Genomic DNA, 20,393 nt, shown 5'->3' with positions numbered 1-20,393 from the left:
ATTAGGTGATCAGTTTGCTCCGAATCGAGTGATCATTTTAAACTGAAAATCTATGGTCAATTTGACCGTTTTTTCCAGATAGTGAAAGTTTCTTATTAACAATGAAAATATCAACTAAATTGTCAACTGTAAAATAAAAAGCCTGTAAATGATGGTTTTACAGGCTTTTTTGTGGAGTCGCCGGGAATCGAACCCGGGTCCAAACAAGCAACTAAAGAGCTTTCTACGCGTTTATTTCCTGATTGGATTTTCGATGTTAAGCTAGGTCAGGAACAACCACTCAACACTTATCTTCTTAATTTCGAAATCCACCCGAAGCTCATGGAAATCTAGGTTTACTTTTACGGTTCTCCTGTACTGACCGCCATAAACCAAGGCTTTCAAGGAGAATCCAGCTTCCCTATCTGATAGGGACGTGGCTAATCTTACTATAATTCAGATTATGCAGCTAAAGCGTAGTTATTTTCGCCGTGTAAAATTGTAAGATCTTATATTTACGAGCAAGGTCTCAATGCTCGACGTGCTTACTTTTCAATTCGACTTGCTGTCAAAACCAGTCGACCCCAAAAATGAGTTTGCAAATTTATACTATTTGAAGTTAGTTTCGTAATAAATTTTCGAGAAAAATTATACTATTCATCATCTTTAAAAACAAACGGATAATCGCCAAAAATTGGAGCCAATTTTCGAACTGCGTATGTTTTTCTTGTCATCTTGTTTGATAACGCAATAATGGTAACATGTTCTTTCATTAAAGGTACATACGATGAGGTATTTCCGTGCCACCAACCATTATGAAAGTAATAATTTTGTCCTGAATCCCAATTGATCATTCGAATTCCTAAACCATAATTTTTTTCACCTTTACGTTCATTACTGTAACCAGTGTAAACTTGTTTTAGTAATTCAGGTTTTAAAAAATCAGGTGAATTTCTGGCTCTGTCAAATTTTAAAAGATCTCGTACTGTTGAGAAAATATTTTTATCCCCGTAAACATTATCCAAATAATCAAAACCAATTTCAGCACCATTACCTTTATAAGAAGGTACAATACTTTTTCTGTCTTTATCATCATCAAAAACATACGTATGTGTCATCCCTAATGGTTTAAAAATCATTTGAGACATTGCTTCTTTATACTTCAGCCCTGTAATTTTTTCAATAATTAAGGCTAGCATTGCATAATTGGTATTGCAATAGCTAAAACGGGTTCCCGGCGTTGATTCCAGGCCAATATCTTTTGTGGCTAAGATGTCTAAAATATCTTTGTTTGTTAGCTGATTATGCCTGTCCCAAACTGTTTTATCGTGATCTGTGAAATAAGCATAATTTCGCATTCCGGTTCTATGCGATAAAAGCATTCTGATCGTACAAGCTTCGTACGGAAACGTTTTTAAAATCGTATTTACTTTCTGGTCTAAATCTATTTTGCCTGCATTAACAAGTTTTAAAACAGCTGTAGCAGTCAAAACTTTACTGACAGAGGCAATTTGCACAGGCGTTTCTGCAGTTATTTTCGTGCCTTCATTTTTATTGGCAAAACCATTATATCGTTCAAATATAATCTGGCCATTTCTTGCCACCAAAAAACTACCGTTCATACTGTTGTTCGGCCAGTTTTTAGTATAAAAATTATTTATTCTTCCTTTAACAGAGTTTATGTAAGCTTGCGTAATTCTTTTTTCAGGTCCTAACGGCTTCATTTTAGGTAAAGTATCTTCTTCTACCGCTACTGTTTCTATTTTTGTTGATTTATTATCTTTTCCACATGAAGCTAAAACTAAAATTAGAAAAAGTATTTGTGGTATATTTGTTTTTTTAAGGAAGCTCATTTTCATCATTCTTTAAAAACAAATATATAGAATTCAATATTTATGTTTCGGGCTTTTCAATCTCTGGGAAAGTATTTTTTAACATTATCTTAACATCTTTTTTTGTTAGTTGATTGTACATCAGCTACTAACGTTATAAAAATGTTTGAAATTAGAAAAAAGCAACAAAAATTTAACTAATTTTGTTATATTTGAAACAAATTGAATTCAAAAAGTTATATTAATATTTATCTTAATCGGCTATAAATGAAATTTGGAATTATAAAAGAAAGAAAAACCCCACCAGACAGGCGTGTGGTGTTTGCACCAAACGAACTTGCAAAACTAAAGCAGCGCTTTCATGATGCAATTATTGAGGTAGAAAGCTCAGATATTAGAATTTTTTCTGACATCCAATATAAAAGTATGGGAATAACTATTACAGATGATGTTTCAGATTGTGATGTTTTATTTGGTGTAAAAGAAGTTCCTGTTGAAAATTTAATTCCAAATAAAGCGTATTTCTTTTTTTCACATACTATAAAAAAGCAACCTTATAATAGAAAGCTGTTAAAAGCGATTTTAGAAAAAAATATCGATTTATACGATCATGAAACTATTGTTGATGATCAGAATCGCCGTTTGATTGGTTTTGGAAAATATGCCGGAATGGTTGGTGTTTATAACGGAATTCGTGCTTTCGGAATTAAATTTGAGTTGTTCAAATTACCAAAAGCAGAAACTTTAGCCGGAAAAGAAGCTTTGATTATGCATTTGAAACGCATAACAATGCCAGCTTTAAAATTTGTTGTTACCGGAACCGGAAAAGTAGGCAGCGGGGCTAAAGAAATCCTGGAAGCGATTAAAATAAAAGAAATTACAGTTGATAATTATTTAGCTAAAAATTACACGCAGGCTGTTTACGTTCAGTTAGATGTTTTAGAATATAATAAAAGAATTGATGGACAATCTCTTGACTTTAATGATTTTGTAAGCCATCCTGAGGAATATGTTTCGGATTTTGAAAAATTCACTAAAGTATCAGATATCTATTTTGCAGGTCATTTTCACGCAAGTGGAGCTCCAATGATTTTGACGAGAGAAATGCTAAATGCCAGTGATTGTAAGCTAAAAGTTGTGGCAGATATTTCATGTGATGTAGACGGGCCAATTGCCAGTACTTTGAGATCGTCAACAATTGCGGAACCTTTATATGGTTATTTTCCTTTGGAAGATAAAGAAGTAGATGTTTTTCATCCTGCAGCAGTTGTGGTAATGGCAGTTGATAATTTGCCATGCGAAATTCCAAAAGATGCCAGCGAAGGTTTTGGAGAACAATTTATGGAACACGTTATTCCGGCATTTTTTAACGGAGATAAAGACGGAATTCTACAACGAGCTAAAATAACCGAAAATGGAAAGTTAACGCCAAGATTTAGTTATTTACAGGATTACGTTGATGGCAAGTAATTTATTTAATTGTGAATTGTTAATTATAAATGGTTAATTGAAAAGAGCTTTCTAAATTTTAGAAAGCTCTTTTTTTATAAGTGATTCAATAATTCATCATCAACAATTAACAATTAACAATTAAACCATTAAAACTAAACCATTTCCTCAGGTTTTACCCAAGCATCAAAATCTTCAGGAGTAACGTATCCTAAACGAACGGCTTCATCTTTAAGAGTAGTTCCGTTTTTGTGCGCTGTTTGAGCAATTTCAGCAGCTTTATAATATCCAATTTTAGTATTTAAAGCGGTAACCAACATTAACGAATTATCTACTAATTCTTTGATACGTTTGTAATTTGGTTCGATTCCCTGAGCGCAATGTTCATCAAATGAAACACAAGCGTCGCCTAACAAACGTGCCGATTGAAGAAAATTAGCAGCCATAACTGGTTTGAAAACGTTTAACTCATAATGTCCCTGCATGCCTCCAATAGAAATTGCTACATCGTTTCCTATAACTTGTGCGCAAACCATCGTTAAAGCTTCACATTGTGTTGGGTTTACTTTTCCGGGCATGATAGAAGATCCCGGTTCGTTTTCAGGAATATGAATTTCGCCAATTCCAGAGCGAGGCCCGGAAGCTAACATTCTAATATCGTTGGCAATTTTATTTAATGAAACGGCTAATTGTTTCAACGCGCCGTGTGTCTCAACAATGGCATCGTGCGCGGCTAAAGCTTCAAACTTATTTTCAGCAGTTACAAACGGGTGATCGGTGAACTTTGCAATATATTCGGCTACTTTTACATCATAACCCTTTGGCGTATTCAATCCGGTTCCTACCGCAGTTCCTCCCAAAGCAATTTCAGATAAATGGGCTAAAGTATTTTTAAGCGCTTTTAATCCGTATGCTAATTGTGCCGCGTAACCTGAAATTTCCTGACCCAAAGTTAATGGAGTTGCATCCATAAGATGTGTTCGTCCAATTTTTACAACTTCCTTAAATTCGGCTGCTTTTGCGGCTAAAGTCGCGTGTAATTTTTCGACTCCCGGAATTGTAGTTTCAATAACAACTTTATAAGCTGCAATGTGCATCGCAGTAGGGAAGGTGTCGTTTGATGATTGTGATTTATTAACATCGTCATTGGCTTTGATAAACGGTTCGCCTTCGCCAATTTGAAAACCTTTTAAAACTTGTGCGCGATTGGCAATAACCTCGTTCACGTTCATATTGCTTTGTGTACCTGAACCTGTTTGCCAGATTACTAACGGAAATTCATCTTTTAATTGTCCGGCTAAAATTTCATCACAAACGGCTGCAATTGCATCTCTTTTTTCAGCAGGTAAAACACCTAAATCAGCATTGGCATAAGCGGCGGCTTTTTTTAGATAGGCAAAGCCTTCAATGATTTCTTGTGGCATTGAGGCTGATGGTCCGATTTTGAAATTATTTCTTGAACGTTCTGTTTGTGCTCCCCAATATTTATCTGCCGGCACCTGAACTTCGCCCATAGTGTCTTTTTCTATTCTGTATTTCATTTTGTTGTTTGTATAGAGTTATATGTAATTTGAGTTATGTTTGTGGTAAAGGGAACGCAGATGACGCTGATTTACTTCGTAAAAACGCTGATTAAAACGGATTTTTTATTTTGAGGTTTAAAATTTCTTTTGAAAATGAATGTTTTTTAGCCCCGATAGTAGTGAAAATCCTTTTATGTCCTGCCTCGGCGGACATAAAAGATTGTAACGGATAGCGGGAAATAGCTCCTGAAAATACTCATATTCTTCTTATTTAGATACTTAAATAATAATTAAAAAAATCCCTTATTTAAAATGAGTTTAAATATACGGATTATTGTGATTTTACGAAAATTGATTTGATTTTTATTGCTAAGGAAAAATATATAACATACATTTGTCATTACATTCAAAAATTCCGGAAAACATGTTTGAATTTTCACAGTACTTAGGTTTTTTACTTTTCTTGACCATACTAACTATAGGGTTTTGGTTGATGTTTTTCTTAGTTGGTTTCGTATCTTTTTGGGTTACGGGCGCTAGCTGGGAAATGTTCAAAGAGAAAAGAGCAAAGAAAAGACAAGAACAATCAATTTAATTTTAAATTGATTTCATAAAAAAAGGACCCGTTTTGCGAGTCCTTTTTTTTATGCCATAAAACAAATTCCAATAAAAAATTCCAATTATAAAACTTCATTTTTAAAGTCTTATAATTGGAATTTTAAATTTGATTTTTAACCTATATTATCCAGGAAAATCTCCTCCGCCATCATTACCGTTTCCGTCATTTTTAGGCGTTTTCTCTCTTTCGCTTTTAGCTTTATTAAAGCGATATGTAAATGATAAATTGAACTGACGTTTACGAAATTGCATTTCACCATAAGATGTCTGGCTTTCAAGTGTTGTAGCGTTTTGAAGATAAGTGTATGATCTCATGATTCTTGAGTTGAAGATATCACTAATATTAAAAGCAATTGTACCTTTATCTTTCATTACATCTTTACTTAAAGAAGTATTCATTGAGAACTGATCTAAGTTTTTACCTTGCGCCGTTTTTTGTTCACCATTATAAGTTCCGCTTAATTGCCAGTCTATTTTGTATGGTAAAGTTACTTTAGAACTAGCTCTGGCGAACCATGTATTGGCTTGATTATCCAGGTTTTGAACTACTAGATTATCATTTGTATCGGTGTAAGTGTTTTTTCCTGTTGTTTTTACATTATAAAGATTGAAGTTACTGTTTAATCTCCACCATTTAAACGGCGTATAGTTTAAAGTAAATTCGAAACCATATTTTTGTTCTTTTCCTAAGTTAATAGGTCTGCTTAAAATAACCGGAATTCCGTTTACTTCCTGACCGTTTGGAGTTCTAACAAAGCTAAAAACATCTTTAGTATCTTCAAAATAAGCCGAAGTAGTAAAAGTTACTTTGTCCCAACGTTTAATATATCCAATATCATATTTATCAGTTAATGATGGATCTAAATCAGGATTTCCCTGAAAGATATTTACATTACTAGAATAGTTAACTGCCGGATTCATGAAACGTCCTCTTGGTCTTGTTAAACGTTTACTGTAACTGGCTGTGAAATTGCTTTGATCTGAAATTTCATAACTAATAAAAGCACTTGGAAACAAATTGTTATACTTTTTAGTATTGAAGTTGTTTGTGTCTAATAAATTTACCTGAATATTAGTGTCTTCCCAACGCAGGCCAAATAAATAAGAAAACTTATTTACTTTAAAACCATACTGTGTATAGATCGCGTTGATGTTTTCTTTGTATTCTAAAGTATTTGATAAGTTTGGATCTTGTAAACCCTGATCATCAGTTACGAAGTATTTATTATTTAAGTCTCCAAAACTACCTTTATATCCGGCTTCAAACTGACTTGATTTGCCTAATGGCAAAACATAATCGGCTTGTAATAAAACTTGTTTTTGAACCTGATTGTTTAATGTTGTATTGAAATTTGGAGATGCTGTAATAATACTATTACTGTCATCTGTATTTCTTGAAATAGATAAATCAGCCGTAAGTTTATGACCTTTATCGTTGAAGTTTTTGATTAAATTTGAAGTATATTCTACATTTTCACTTCCGGTATCTCCATTGTTTAATCGGAAAGAAGTTCCTGTAAAAGCGTGGGCAGCATCAAAATTATTATAATTGATTAAATCTCTGGTGTCACCTGAATTTTTTTGGTAATTAATAGCGTTCGTCCAAAAAGTAGTTGGCGTTATCGTCCATTCTACACCGCCTCTTCCATTAAATCCTTCTGAAGTTCTTTTGGTATCACGATCTTCATCCAAATAACTTTTTGGAGTTCCGTCAGCATTTAAATATTCAGTATTGGTTTGCCCACCACCTTCGTTAGTTCGGTAATTATAACCTGCAGTTGTAAAGTAGTTTAACTTTTCAGTTTTATAATTCAAATTGGCGCTTAATCCGTATGTTTCAGGAAGACCTGTTGAAGCAATAAAAGTTCCGTTAAGACCTTGGTTTTTACCTTTTTTCAGAATAATATTAATCAAACCTGAACCACCTTCTGCATCATAACGTGCAGATGGATTTGTAATAACTTCTACTTTATCAATGGCATCAGCAGGAAGCTGGCGTAAAGCTTCGGCAACATTAATAGCGTTTGAAGGTCTTCCGTCAATTAAAATTCGGATATTATCACTTCCTCTTAAACTAACATTTCCTTCACTGTCAACAGAAACCGATGGTACATTGTCCAGAACATCACTTACAGTTCCGCCTTTTACCATCATATCCTGACCAACATTGTATACTTTTTTGTCCAGTTTTATTTCGACTGTCGATTTTTCAGCACGAACAACAACTTCGTTTAATTGTGCTGCATCTTCAGATAGGTTTATAGCACCTAAATCGGTATTATCCTGAATGCTTTTTTGTTTTATTTCTGTTGGTTTAAACGAAATAAACTCAATTTTTATATCGTAAGTTCCGGGAGCTACGGCAACTTCAAATTCTCCTTTAGGGTTTGTTATTCCACCGGCGATAACTTTGGTGTCATTTGGTGCTGTAATCGAAATGGTAGCATATTCAAGAGGTTGCTTGCTTACTTTTTCGAAAACTTTTCCAGTGACTTTTACTTTGTTACCAGCAGGTGCTTGTTGTGCATAGTTGTAAAAACTTGTAAAAAGCAATACAAGTAATACAGCAAATTTGATTTTTTTCATTGTTTTTTCTGGTTTCTTTTCCTTTTAGACCACAAATGTAGCCTTTGGTTTAATGAGAGAAATCACAAAAAAATGTTAATCTGTTTCTTTATAATCAGTCTAAAAAAGAAGCGACACGATCTAAATCTCTGCCTATAATTGCTTTTCCGTCTTTTGTAACAATTGGGCGTTCTATTAGAATTGGGTTTTCAACCATAGCTTTTACGATTTCGTCATCACTGAGTGTTTTTCCTTTGAAATTTTCAATCCAAATTTTCTCTTTAGTTCGGACTAATTCAATTGGTTGTAAATCTAATTTTAGAAGTAAAGCTTTTAATTCCTCAAAAGATGGTGTCTCTGTTAAGTATGAAATAATTTCGTATTCCTGATTAGATTGATCAAGAAAAGCGAGGCAATTTCTTGATTTTCCGCAACGTGGATTATGGTAAATTTGTATCATTTTGTTATTTTTAATGTCTTATAAGGCAGTTAAAGTAAAAAATAGGTATTTTAGCAAGACCAAAAATAAGATTTACTTATTAATCATATATCTTTTTAAAAGAAAATAAATTCTAACTTTAAAGATATTATTTCTCATTTTTTAAATTTTTAGCATATGTTTTTAGAACAAGGAATTAAACCCGAAAATAAATTTTGGAAATACCTTATTGGATCAGTCATCATAATTATAGCATCGTTTATTGGTCAAATTCCTTTTTCTGTTGCAGTTCTCTATAAAAGTTTTATAAGTAAAAAAGCCTTTCCTACTGATAATGCTTCCGTGATGAAAATGTTTGAGCCTAATATGACTTTGTTTTTGGTGATGATATCTTTTGCTTTTGCTCTTGCCGGCGTTTATTTTGTAGTGAAATATCTGCACAATCAAACGTTTTTATCCATCACAACATCCCGAAAAAAAATAGATTGGAACCGTGTTTTCTTTTCATTTCTTTTATGGTCTGCCTTTTCGGTTGTAAGCTTTTTTGTGATTTATTTGAGATCTCCTGAAAATTTTGTGTGGAATTTTAAATTAGTTCCATTTTTGATTTTAACTGTTTTAGGGTCGATTTTAATACCAATACAAACAAGTACAGAAGAATATGTTTTTAGGGGATATTTAATGCAGGGATTTGCCAATTTAGCGCATAATAGATGGTTTCCGCTTATGATGACTTCGCTCATTTTTGGATCTATGCATATTTTTAATCCTGAGGTGGCTAAAATGGGCTACATCATTATGATTTATTATATCGGAACAGGTTTTTTTCTGGGTGTTATCGCGCTTATGGATGAAGGAATTGAATTGTCATTAGGTTTTCATGCCGCTAATAATTTGGTCGGAGCTTTGTTAGTGACCTCAGATTGGTCGGTTTTTCAAACTCATTCTGTTTTTAAAGATATGTCTGAACCTTCAGCGGGTTTAGATGTCATTTTACCTGTCGTGGTAATTTATCCTATTTTGCTTTTTATTTTTACTAAAAAATACAATTGGACGAATTGGAAAGAGAAATTAACGGGAAAAATTAATACTGTAAAACCATTAAATTAAATTGGATATGTTAGAGTTAACACATAAAAATGTTCATAATCATTTTAAAATAAATGGATATCATTTAACTGCAGAAGAGCTTAGAGGCGTAGCTTATGATTACGTAAAAGAAGGTGACGGAAACGAACAGGCGATTGGTGAGTTTTTGATGGATTGGTTCGATAATAAAGATTATATCGAGATGAAAACGTCAGGAACTACCGGACTTCCTAAAGTAGTAAAACTGCAAAAACAAGCTATGATTCAGTCAGCATTGGCAACGGGAGATTTCTTTAAATTAGAACCTCGTGACAAAGCTTTATTATGTTTACCTGTAAAATTTATTGCCGGCAAAATGATGTTGGTCCGCAGTTTAATTTTAGGACTAGATTTAGATATTGTAGAACCAAGCACACAGCCTTTGGCTTTAAATAGAATGCAATACGATTTTGTTGCGATGGTGCCTTTACAAGTTCAAAACTCGATTGAGGAATTAAAAAATGTAAAAAAACTAATTGTGGGCGGTGCAAAAATGGATAGCGCTCTTGAAGAAAAAGTTTTACCATTAAAAACAGAAGTTTACGAAACTTACGGAATGACCGAAACCATTACGCATATTGCTGCGAAAAGAGTAGGAGAGTCTGTTTTTACGGTTTTACCAAATGTTAAAATAGCTTTGGATGATCGTGGATGTTTGGTAATTACGGTTCCTTCTATTTCTGAAGAACCTATTGTTACTAATGATTTGGTAGATATAATAAGAGAAAATCAATTTATATTTTTGGGAAGAATTGATAATGTCATTAATAGTGGTGGCGTAAAATTAATTCCGGAACAAATAGAAGCAAAGTTGATTGGAAAAATTAATGCTAGATTTTTTGTAACAGGAATCCCTGATTCTGTATTAGGCGAAAAATTGATTTTGGTTATTGAAGGCGAAAAACAAGATTTTGCACCTAATTTTTTTGATGTTTTAGACAAATACGAAAAACCAAAAGAGATTGTTTTTATACCGAAATTTAAAGAGAATGAAAACGGGAAGTTGTTGCGTAAGCCTAGTTTGGGATAGTTTTTTATTTAAAGTAGGAAAAATTAACTACATTTAAGGGGTATTAACCTTAAAAATCGTAATTATGAAATTTATCCTAAATTTATCAAAGGTTCAAAAATTAACCAAAAATGAATTAAAACAAATTAAAGGAGGCGATTACATCTATTATTTAAATGGATATGAAGTACGATGTGCCAAGCCGCTGAGTCAAGTACTCACTTGTGAAAATGTGCCTACATATTGCTTGATTTCTCCAGATATGTGTCCATCTTAGTAAATAAAAAAGCCTTTAGATTATTTCTAAAGGCTTTTTTATTTTTTATCTGATAGTAGTAATTATTCTGTAACTACAGCATTTTTACGCTCAAGCAATGCCATATAAAATCCGTCGAAACCAGATTCTGAAGCCAGAATTTTACGATCTTTTACAAAAGTAAATTGCTTTCCGATTTCTGTTTTTAAGAACTTTTCTACTTGTTCCTGATTTTCAGATGGTAAAACAGAACATGTTGCGTAAACTAATTTTCCTCCTGGTTTTACAATTTTAGAATAACTTTCTAAAACTTCAGCCTGAACTTTACGGATATTATCAATAAACTCAGGTTGTAATTTCCATTTAGCATCAGGATTTCTTTTCAAAACTCCTAAACCGCTACAAGGTGCATCAATTAAAACTCTGTCTGCTCTTTCGTGTAATTTTTTGATCACTTTTGTAGTGTCAATAATACGATATTCGATATTAAAAGCGCCATTTCTTTTTGCTCTTAATTTTAATTGTTTCAATTTGCTTTCGTATAAATCCATTGCAATCAATTGTCCTTTATTTTCCATTAAAGAGGCAATATGCAATGTTTTTCCACCAGCTCCGGCGCAAGTATCTACAACACGCATTCCAGGTTTTACATCAAGAAAACCTGCAACCAATTGCGAGTTAGCATCCTGAACCTCAAAAAGTCCTTGTTTAAAAGCATCTGTCAAAAACACATTTGCTCTTTCTTTTAAAACTAAAGCTTCCGGTTGATCTTTTAAATATTCTGTTTCAATATTCAAATCCATCAACGTGTTTCTCAGGTTTTCTTTAGTTCCTTTAAGCGTATTTGTTCTTAAAATAACTTTAGCAGGTTGGTTTTGGGCTGCAATTTCTGTAGACCAAACTTTTTCTCCTAATTCTTTTACGCCCAATTCATCCATCCAATCCGGAATAGATTCTTTTAGAGCTCTGATTTTTGAAAGCTCGTCAAAACGACCTTTTATTTTTCTTTCCGGAGTTCCTTCCAATTGTCTCCAATCCGGAATTGGATATCCTCTTAAAACAGCCCAAACTGCAAACATCCTCCATAAATTATCTCTGTCAAAAGGTTCTTTAACTTCGGCAATTTCTGCATATAATCGTTTCCAACGAACAATTTCGTATATCGTTTCAGCAACAAACTTCCTGTCAGAACTTCCCCAACGTTTGTCTTTTTTTAAGGCTCTAGCTACCACTTTGTCTGCATATTCTCCTTCATTGAAAATTGCATTCAAAGAATCGATGGTAGTATAAACTAAATTTCTGTGTAATCTCATTTTAAATATTTGATTTGCAAAGGTACTATTAATTGATTGAAAGTTAAATTTTTAATTTTGATTGTTATTTTGACTTTCATTTAAAAGAAAAAAAACACTCTAATACGTATAAAAGAGTGTTTTTGAATTGATGTTGAAATGCGATTTATTTGATAATTCGCGTTAATCCAATATTTTCCGGAGCATGAAGCACCATTGGGAATTTCTCTATTTTTACAGAACTGCTGTCTAAACCAAAAGCTCTTTCTTCAGATAAACTCAGTTTCTTAATGAAGAAATAAGAGTTCATGATAATATTTTCGTGCCATCTTAAATCATTGTCGTTTGATAAAAATTTCTCAGACAAAACAAATTTAAAGTCACCAATAATATTGTTTTTATTTAATGATTCGTAACGGCTGGTAATATCAACTTCGCCACGTTTTACCATATCACGAATTACTTCTCTAAACATTAAATTGATTTTTGTAGGTTCTCTAAAACCTAAATTAAAATCGATTCTGTAAATGTCGTCTTTTGCGATTTCAGTAACTTTATATTGTGTTTTATAAGGCTCTGTTAAAATGTTAACGTGTACAAACCAATAGATATCAGCTCTTTTCGGGCGCTTTTGCAAGATCGAATACATTACTTTTTGCTCTAATTCGTCTACACGATTCGCATTGGTCATATAAACTAAATGCGTTGCATATTTTGGTATCGATAAATCTTCGCTTAACTCCATTAACACCTTTTTATAATCATCAATTTTAATGATTTTGGTGTAGTTTTTATTAATTTTCTTAGCAAGATACCAAATCGTCATGATAGAAATAAGGATCGTTGCAATGATTAAAGTTACATAACCACCTTCGGCAAATTTGGTGATGTTTGCAAAAAGGAAACTGAATTCAATCAATAAATATGTTGTAATTAACGGAACCATGAAATACAGTTTTACACGTTTCATGATTAAGTAATAATTCAATAATATAGTCGTCATAATCATGCATAAAATAATCGCAAGACCATATGCATGTTCCATATTTCCTGATTTTTCAAAATGCAAAACAATACCCACACAACCAAAAAACAATAACCAGTTTATTGATGGAATATATAATTGTCCTTTTACTTCAGTAGGATATTTAATTTTTACTTTCGGCCAGAAATTCAAACGCATTGCTTCGTTTATTAATGTAAACGAACCACTAATAAGCGCCTGAGAAGCGATTACCGCAGCTAAAGTTGCTACAACAATTCCGAATGGTAAAAACCAATGCGGCATAATCAGATAAAACGGATTTCCATTTTCTCCTCCTAAATCCTGTAATGTTTTACCTTGATGGTGAATTAAAAAAGCAGCCTGGCCAAAATAATTTAAAACCAAAGTTGTTTTTACAAAAATCCAGCTGATTCTGATGTTTTTTCTTCCGCAGTGACCCATATCAGAGTACAAAGCTTCAGCACCTGTAGTACATAAAAATACAAATCCTAAAACAAAAAAACCGTCAGGATGTATTCTTAATAAATGATAAGCATAATAAGGGTTTATAGCTTTTATAACTTCCGGAAATTGCGAAATCTGAATTACTCCCAAAGTTCCCAACATTGCAAACCAAATAAGCATCATTGGAGCAAAAAATTTACCAACTAGCTTGGTTCCAAATTGTTGAATGGTAAATAAAACAAATAGAATTCCTATTACAATCGATATAATCGTACTCGTTTGCATTTGAGGATAGAAAGCCCTGATTCCTTCAACAGCAGATGAAATCGAAATGGGTGGCGTTATAATTCCATCGGCAAGTAATGCACTACCTCCAATAATGGCGGGTACTATAAGCCACTGTATCTTTGTTTTTTTGACTAAAGCATAAAGGGCAAAAATCCCACCTTCACCATGATTATCAGCACTTAAGGTAATAAGAACATATTTAATAGTGGTTTGTAAAGTCAATGTCCAGAAGACACATGAAATACCTCCTAATACGATGTCGGCATTTATAGGATGATCGCCAAGTATAGCTTTCATTACATATAATGGAGAAGTACCAATATCTCCATAAATAATTCCTAGTGTGATTAATAAACCTCCAATAGACAACTTACTGTGTAAGTTTTTATGCGCTGCGCTCATGTATATTTTTATAAAAGACGGTTGCAAATTTACTGTTTTAAAACAAAATAGCATCAATTATAATTAAAAAGATAAAAAAAAGCACAATCCCCAAATTGTGCTTTAATTTTTATTATAGAATTATGATTTTATTAACCTCTTCTTCCACCGCCACCTCTTGATCCGCTTTCTCTTTGCGGCTGGCTGCTTTGTTGTGGCTGACTGCTTCTTGATTCCTGACTTGCTCTTGGAGCCTCAGAACGTTGTGAGCTTTGAGAACCTTGTGAAGATCTTGATGTCGCTCTGTTTTCAGAATAACTTCTTGGAGCTTCAGTTCTTTGCGTTTGAGTTGGTCTGTTTTCAGAATAACTTCTTGGTGCTTCAGTTCTTTGCGTTTGAGTTGGTCTGTTCTCATTATTATTTCTTGGAACTTCGGTTCTTTGAGTTGGAGTTGTTGCTCTGTTTTCAGAATTTCCTCTTGAAGTATATGTTCTGTTTTCAGTAGAATTTCCTCTTGATTCCGGTCTTGAACTATTATCAACTCTTACAGGATTATTTGTGTTATTAGAATTGTCTCTGTTAGATACTCTGTTTGTGTTGTAAGTTCTGTCAGAATTTGTTCTGTTTTCAGTATAATTTCTGTTTGTTGTTCTGTTGTCAGTACTATTTGTTCTTCCGGAATTTGGTCTGCTAGTGTTGTAATTTGAATTGTTTCTGTTTGCTTCTCTACTTGCAACACGTCTTTGATCTAACTCATATCTATTATTTACATTATAGTGTCTTTCTGCAAAACTGTTGTTCGGACGCATTTTTTCGTAACCGTAACTACGTCTTGTTTGGTATATAGCAGGAGCTCTGTAACTTCTACGTGTATTAACATAGTTGTAATGATTGTTTACATTAATACATATATTAATATTGTTTCTGTATCTGTAAACAGGATAAGGATTCCATGCTGTATAGTAGCTAGGATAGTAATTCCATCCCCAAGTTGAATAATAAGGTCTGTAATTTGTTACCCAAAATGAAGTATAAATTACGGGAGCAACACTATATACAGGCTCGTAAATATAATTATCTCCATATAAATAACTGTTACCAACAACCTGAACTACAACTTTGTTTGAGTTATCTCTCTCAACATCAATTGTTGCAATATCCTGGTAAACATCGCGATCTAAAACAGCCTGAATAATTACAACGTGAGTTCTGTCTTCTACAGATTCTATTACACGTAAATAATCAACTTCATCATCACCATTTAAATCAAGGTTTGAAATTTGATATTTAGGATCATTCAGTCTTCTTTCGAAATCCTGAAGGTTTGCTGATTCTCCAAACATAGAAGCAACAGCTCTAAGATCTAAATTATCGCTTATATCTGAGTTTTTTGCGTAAACAGTAGTTTGGCTTTGTGCACCACAAGAACTTAATCCTATTGCTACAAGTGCTATTAAAAGTAAATTCGTTTTCATCGTAAATCATATTAAGATTAATACTCTGAGATATCCAATTACTGTGCCATAAATTTAAAGTTAAAGATGTTGCTATTTATGGTATTGATTTTTAATTGATTACGATTTTACACTTATTATTTTCTGAAAAGCAAGACATCTAAGAATGCAATGATAAATGGTACTATTATATCTGCTGAACCAATACCTGAATTAGAGATGTAGTTTGTCTCTATTTTTTTTAAATCAATATTGATAGTTGCAACATCTTCATAAACATCCATACTGAGCTCAGACTGGATGATTATAGTTTTTATATTGTCTTGAATTTTTTCAGAAACTCTTAAATAATCCACAATACCATCTTCATTTAAATCAATACTTGAAATCGGATTTTGATGGGAGTTTAATCTCCTTTCAAAATTTGTCAGATCTGGAGAATTCAAATATAGCCTTAAAGCGGTGATTATGTCTAAATGCTTCTTTATATAATCGTTTTTAGGGCAAACAGTCATTGTTTCTTGAGCATAAATTGATGTTATAGCCAAAGAAAAAACGGATATAAAAAATAGTTTTAAATACATTTTGTTCTAATTAAAGTTAATAAAACGAAATTCAATTTTCTATACTAAAAAGTTTTAAATATAGTCTTTTTAATTTTAATATATTTGTTGTTAGTGAGTTATGGTTTATGGTTGTGAGTTGTAATCATAATTCGACAAAAAATGCTCTTAAAAACAATTATTCCTCAAAAAAAATAAAACATATTTAAGATGTTAGAAATAATTGTATTTTAGCACCAAATAAATTTTAATCAGTATGAGAAAAGTAATTTTATTTTTTGGTGTATTTGTTTTTTTAATGTCATTTAAAACAGTGAATTGCAACAAGAAACAAACATTTGCCGGGGGTTTTACATCAATGACAATAGACACTTTGTTTCAGGATAAAATTAGCATTAGAGCTATTGTAGTTGATAAGAATAAAATCTGGTACGGAGGTGATAACTCGCGTTTTGGTTATTATGATCTGGATAAAAAAGAAAAATTTGAAGAACATATCTATAAAGACACACTTAAATTAGAGTTTAGAAGTATTGCTCAAAATTCAAAAAATATTTTTTTATTAAGTGTTGCAAATCCTGCCTTACTTTATTCTGTTTCAAAAAAAGATAACAAATTTAGATTAGTTTATAAAGAAGTTAATTCGAAGGTTTTTTACGACAGTATGCAATTCTGGAACGAGAAAGAAGGTATAGCAATTGGTGATCCAACAGAAGATACTTTTTCTATAATTGTAACACGTGATGGAGGTGAAACCTGGACTAAACTTTTGTCTGACAAATTGCCAACAAATTCCGCTGGTGAATCTGCTTTTGCAGCAAGTAATACCAATATAGTGATACAAGGAGAAGATACGTGGCTGGTTTCTGGTGGAAAAAAAGCACGTGTTTTTTATTCTCCGGATAAAGCAAAAACCTGGAAAGTGGTTGAAACCCCTATTGTTCAGGGAAAAACAATGACAGGTATTTATACCGCTGATTTTTACGATTCTAAACGAGGATTTATTGCGGGTGGTGATTATGATCTTCCAAATAAAAAATCAGGAAATAAAGCTTTTACAACTGATGGTGGAAAAACCTGGGAATTAATAGGTCAGGATCTTGGTTTTGGATATGCATCTTGTGTGCAATATGTTCCGGGAGGAAATGGAAAAGAAATTATTTGTGTTGGTTCTGAAGGAATTCAATATTCTCAAAATGGCGGACAAAACTGGACGCAATTATCTACTGATTCAAAATATTTTACGATTCGTTTCGTGAATAGAAATACTGCAATTGCAGCCGGATATAATAAAATGGTTCGCCTTAATTTTAAATAAAATAACAAGAACCCTAAATAATAAAGTAAGTATTATTATATAGGGTTCCTGTCGCTGTTGTTTCTTTGCAAGCTTAGTTTTTTCCTGCCTTGTCTCTGTATTGTTTTAATAATTTTCGATTAAAATCATCTTCAGATTTTTTAAGCTTTAATATTTTTTTCGCAGAAAGTACTTTTTTAAGGTTCGCCATGTACTTTTCTTTCAACAGATACAATTCCTTATCTGTGGTTTCTATTTGAGATAAAAGCGTACATGCTTCTTTTTCTGAAAGTGAATTGATATTATCATCATCCAGCTTTCTCAAATACGTTTTCATTTTATCATGACGCAATTCAAATTGTTTATCGTCAAAAGCATTATAAATCGGCCAGAATTTTTCAGCTTCTGTAGAAGTAAGTTCAAGTTCAGTAGTTAAAAAAGAAACTTTATAAGCTTTGATTTTTTCACGTTTTTCATCATCTTTTTCATTTTGTGCATAAAATGAAAAAGAAACTAAAAACAGTAATAACGGAAGTATGTTTTTGATTTTCATCTTTTAAGTTTTTTGTTTTATTCTGAAATTAAATTTTCGATATTTGGGCTTGAAGATAAAATGTCTTCTAAAGTTTCCTGCTCAAGCGCAACACTTTTATTGAGTTTATCTATATCTTTTGTATCCAGTTCTTTAATTAAATCATATTGATTCAAATTAGACTGATATGATAAATAAGTTTCCAAAGTAGCTTCATCAAGATCTTTTGATGTGTTATTGTAATTGTTTACAATAGGAATCATCAAAGCAATACCAACAACTGCAGCAGCAAGCATCGCAAGAACCTTTTTACGTTTGTAAAGCGGAATTACTTTTACTTCTGTTTCATTAATTTGTTGTAGAACTTTTGCCGAAAAATCATCAAAGTAATGATCCGGAGTTTTAAATCCGGTTGTAATTTTCGTTTCGTTTTCTAATTTAAATGCTTTCATAATGTTTATAAGATATGTTTTATAACAAAAGGTTTAATTTGATGTAACATATAATTCAATTTTTTTTACCGCATGATGATAAGATGCTTTCAGGGCACCAACTGAAGTTCCGAGAATTTCTGCAATTTCTTCATATTTTAGTTCTTCAAAATATTTCATTTTAAAGACCAATTGTTGCTTTTCCGGTAATGTTACAATGGCTTTTTGGAGTTTAATCTGAATTTCATCTCCATCAAAATACACATCAGCTTTAAGATTATCAATGGTTTTGTTTTGTAAAGCTTCAGATGTTAATCCGTTTAATTTTGCTTTTTGATTCAAAAAAGTCAGTGCTTCATTGGTTGCAATGCGGTACATCCAGGAAAAAAGCTTGCTTTCTCCTTTAAAGTTTTTTAAATACTGAAATACTTTTACAAAAGTGTTTTGTAAAACATCATCAGCATCATCATGATTCAAAACAATATTTCGAATATGAGAATATAACGGTTTTTGATAATCGGACAAGAGTTTTTGAAACGCAGTATTTTGCGTTTTAGAATCTAATAATAGCGCTATAAATTCCTTTTCGTCTGTCAACCTTTGTCATTTATCTTGTTAGAATGAATTTACAACAAAAGGTTTAATCTGTTTTAATTTTTTTTTAGAATTCAGATTGCTCTTCTTCTGTTTTTGGTGCAGGAGGAGTAGCAGTTGCCGGTTTTTGTTGGGCAGGTTTTTGCTGTGTAGTTGTTTGTGGCTGAGATGTGTAAACTGCTGGATCTGCTACCACAGGAATTACTTTAGGTTTTGTTGGAAAATAAAATTCGGTTTCTAGTTTCGACGGTTTTTTTACATCTAATTTACTAATAGTTAGAATCTCAAGATGTGACCAGCTCAAATCCGGCGTAATTTTTTCTTTGTTTATAAAAGCTGTTGTTTTTGCAATTGCTTCTTTAGAATGCGTGTAATCTCCAGTCAGAGTAGTTTTTACAGCTTCAAAACCATTTAATTTTCCTGATAAAATATCACTTCCGGAACTTATTGAAATTTCTTTGTTTATAGGTAAACAGATAGAAATTTTAGCCAGTCCTTTTGCAGTATCGTAAGTGTGATAAATGATAAAAGGTTTTCCACTTGTATGTAAGCCATTTGTTTGACTAAAATGAATAAGTTTAGGAATTACAACTCGGGCATTTTTATTTACTTTTTCAATTTCACTTGTAAAAGTTTGTTTGATATAAGGCGTTTCGGTTTTTTGTACAACACCATTTATTTGTACCGCGAAAGTTCTGGTTTCAAAATCTAAATTTTTATCGATATTGGCAAGGCTCTTTTCATAAATTGTTCCAATTACATTTTCAGATCCGCCGTTTAAAGCCGTGTAAACTTTAAATAAAAAGCTCATTGTTCCTTTTGCTTTCCAGGTAACTACTGTTTTTCCGGCTAAAGTATCTTTAAGAGTCCAGTTAACATCGGCTTCTGTACCGTCAAATTTCATTTTTTGCTCAATACTTTCACCTTCTTTAGTTTTAAGCGTAATAGCATTTCCTATTCCTTCGGCACCTTCCCATGAATATGATGCTCCATTTCCAATTGTTTTGGCCGGAAAATACATTTTCATTGTAGGATCTTCAACTGACCAGGATTCAAAATCTTCGTAATTTCTAAGATCATTCAAATAGTTATAAACAGTACTTCTAGGTGAATTAATCACTTTGCTTCTTTGTATAGAAAAAATTCCTTTTTGAGTAGCAACAAATACAGTAAGAGCAACCAGAGTTAGTAACGATAGTAGGAATAGATATTTTAAAATCTTCATTGTGCAGTTTATTTGGTGACGTAAAGTTATAAATTTATTGCTAGTCTTTACGAATAGCATAAAAATAATACGGTACTTTTTAGTTGAT

General features: G+C 32.4%; 16 protein-coding genes and 1 other RNA gene. 4 read left to right on the top strand and 13 right to left on the bottom strand.

From position 1 onward, the window contains the following. Window positions 1-169: 169 nt before the first annotated feature. Together ssrA and GKZ86_RS24115 are read right to left on the bottom strand one after the other, a co-directional pair. Window positions 170-565: a transfer-messenger RNA gene (gene ssrA, locus GKZ86_RS24120) on the bottom strand. Window positions 566-632: 67 nt separating this feature from the next. After that, window positions 633-1,838 carry a serine hydrolase gene (locus tag GKZ86_RS24115; protein WP_154785583.1) on the bottom strand — a complete coding sequence of 402 codons (1,206 nt, stop codon included), beginning with the start codon at window positions 1,836-1,838 and terminating at the stop codon, window positions 633-635. A gap of 240 nt (window positions 1,839-2,078) precedes the next feature. Here GKZ86_RS24115 and GKZ86_RS24110 point away from each other — a divergent pair, with 240 nt between their 5' ends. After that, the gene (locus GKZ86_RS24110; protein ID WP_154785581.1) at window positions 2,079-3,281 is read left to right on the top strand and encodes an NAD(P)-dependent oxidoreductase; all 1,203 of its coding nucleotides are present in this window, start codon (window positions 2,079-2,081) and stop codon (window positions 3,279-3,281) included. Between the two features lie 134 nt (window positions 3,282-3,415). Here the strand turns inward: GKZ86_RS24110 and fumC are convergent, their stop codons facing one another. The 3 genes from fumC to arsC all read right to left on the bottom strand — a co-directional run bounded on the left by fumC (window position 3,416) and on the right by arsC (window position 8,426). Next, window positions 3,416-4,801, bottom strand: a complete 1,386-nt coding sequence (gene fumC / locus GKZ86_RS24105; protein ID WP_154785580.1) for a class II fumarate hydratase — start codon at window positions 4,799-4,801, stop codon at window positions 3,416-3,418. A gap of 723 nt (window positions 4,802-5,524) precedes the next feature. Continuing rightward, a complete protein-coding gene (locus GKZ86_RS24100) occupies window positions 5,525-7,987 on the bottom strand; it encodes an outer membrane beta-barrel family protein (protein ID WP_154785579.1) in 2,463 nt (820 codons plus the stop codon). A 94-nt stretch (window positions 7,988-8,081) separates the two neighbouring features. Further along, window positions 8,082-8,426: an arsenate reductase (glutaredoxin) gene (arsC, locus tag GKZ86_RS24095; RefSeq protein WP_154785578.1), complete on the bottom strand. Its 345-nt coding sequence runs from the start codon at window positions 8,424-8,426 to the stop codon at window positions 8,082-8,084. Between the two features lie 156 nt (window positions 8,427-8,582). Between arsC and GKZ86_RS24090 the strand changes: the two genes are divergently transcribed. Then, window positions 8,583-9,515, top strand: a complete 933-nt coding sequence (locus tag GKZ86_RS24090) for a CPBP family intramembrane glutamic endopeptidase (RefSeq protein ID WP_154785577.1) — start codon at window positions 8,583-8,585, stop codon at window positions 9,513-9,515. Window positions 9,516-9,522: 7 nt separating this feature from the next. Beyond that, window positions 9,523-10,563, top strand: coding sequence for an AMP-binding protein (locus GKZ86_RS24085; protein ID WP_154785576.1), 1,041 nt, complete (start codon window positions 9,523-9,525; stop codon window positions 10,561-10,563). A 318-nt stretch (window positions 10,564-10,881) separates the two neighbouring features. On the opposite strand, the gene GKZ86_RS24075 is transcribed toward GKZ86_RS24085, so the two are convergent. The 4 genes from GKZ86_RS24075 to GKZ86_RS24060 form a co-directional block, all read right to left on the bottom strand. Continuing rightward, the gene (locus GKZ86_RS24075; protein WP_154785574.1) at window positions 10,882-12,111 is read right to left on the bottom strand and encodes an RsmB/NOP family class I SAM-dependent RNA methyltransferase; all 1,230 of its coding nucleotides are present in this window, start codon (window positions 12,109-12,111) and stop codon (window positions 10,882-10,884) included. Window positions 12,112-12,256: 145 nt separating this feature from the next. Next, window positions 12,257-14,230 (bottom strand): KUP/HAK/KT family potassium transporter, encoded by a 1,974-nt coding sequence (locus GKZ86_RS24070; protein ID WP_154785573.1) that lies wholly within the window; start codon window positions 14,228-14,230, stop codon window positions 12,257-12,259. Between the two features lie 131 nt (window positions 14,231-14,361). Continuing rightward, complete coding sequence (locus tag GKZ86_RS24065) at window positions 14,362-15,684, bottom strand: hypothetical protein (RefSeq protein WP_154785572.1); 1,323 nt, start codon at window positions 15,682-15,684, stop codon at window positions 14,362-14,364. Window positions 15,685-15,800: 116 nt separating this feature from the next. Next, entirely contained in the window at window positions 15,801-16,247 is a 447-nt protein-coding gene (locus GKZ86_RS24060; protein ID WP_154785571.1) for a hypothetical protein, read from the bottom strand. Between the two features lie 235 nt (window positions 16,248-16,482). Here GKZ86_RS24060 and GKZ86_RS24055 point away from each other — a divergent pair, with 235 nt between their 5' ends. Further along, entirely contained in the window at window positions 16,483-17,544 is a 1,062-nt protein-coding gene (locus tag GKZ86_RS24055) for an oxidoreductase (RefSeq protein ID WP_154785570.1), read from the top strand. Between the two features lie 73 nt (window positions 17,545-17,617). On the opposite strand, the gene GKZ86_RS24050 is transcribed toward GKZ86_RS24055, so the two are convergent. From GKZ86_RS24050 to GKZ86_RS24035, 4 genes are all read right to left on the bottom strand, one after another. Further along, window positions 17,618-18,076, bottom strand: a complete 459-nt coding sequence (locus GKZ86_RS24050) for a sensor of ECF-type sigma factor (protein ID WP_154785569.1) — start codon at window positions 18,074-18,076, stop codon at window positions 17,618-17,620. Between the two features lie 17 nt (window positions 18,077-18,093). Beyond that, window positions 18,094-18,507, bottom strand: coding sequence for a hypothetical protein (locus tag GKZ86_RS24045; protein ID WP_154785568.1), 414 nt, complete (start codon window positions 18,505-18,507; stop codon window positions 18,094-18,096). A 33-nt stretch (window positions 18,508-18,540) separates the two neighbouring features. Then, window positions 18,541-19,083 (bottom strand): RNA polymerase sigma factor, encoded by a 543-nt coding sequence (locus GKZ86_RS24040; protein WP_154785567.1) that lies wholly within the window; start codon window positions 19,081-19,083, stop codon window positions 18,541-18,543. Window positions 19,084-19,147: 64 nt separating this feature from the next. After that, the gene (locus tag GKZ86_RS24035) at window positions 19,148-20,305 is read right to left on the bottom strand and encodes an SRPBCC family protein (RefSeq protein WP_154785566.1); all 1,158 of its coding nucleotides are present in this window, start codon (window positions 20,303-20,305) and stop codon (window positions 19,148-19,150) included. Window positions 20,306-20,393 lie beyond the last annotated feature (88 nt).

This window comes from Flavobacterium sp. LC2016-13 (assembly GCF_009707955.1).
Classification (GTDB): domain Bacteria; phylum Bacteroidota; class Bacteroidia; order Flavobacteriales; family Flavobacteriaceae; genus Flavobacterium.
The sequence above is the reverse complement of the archived record's forward strand: the minus strand, read 5'-3'. Positions and strand labels throughout refer to the sequence as shown.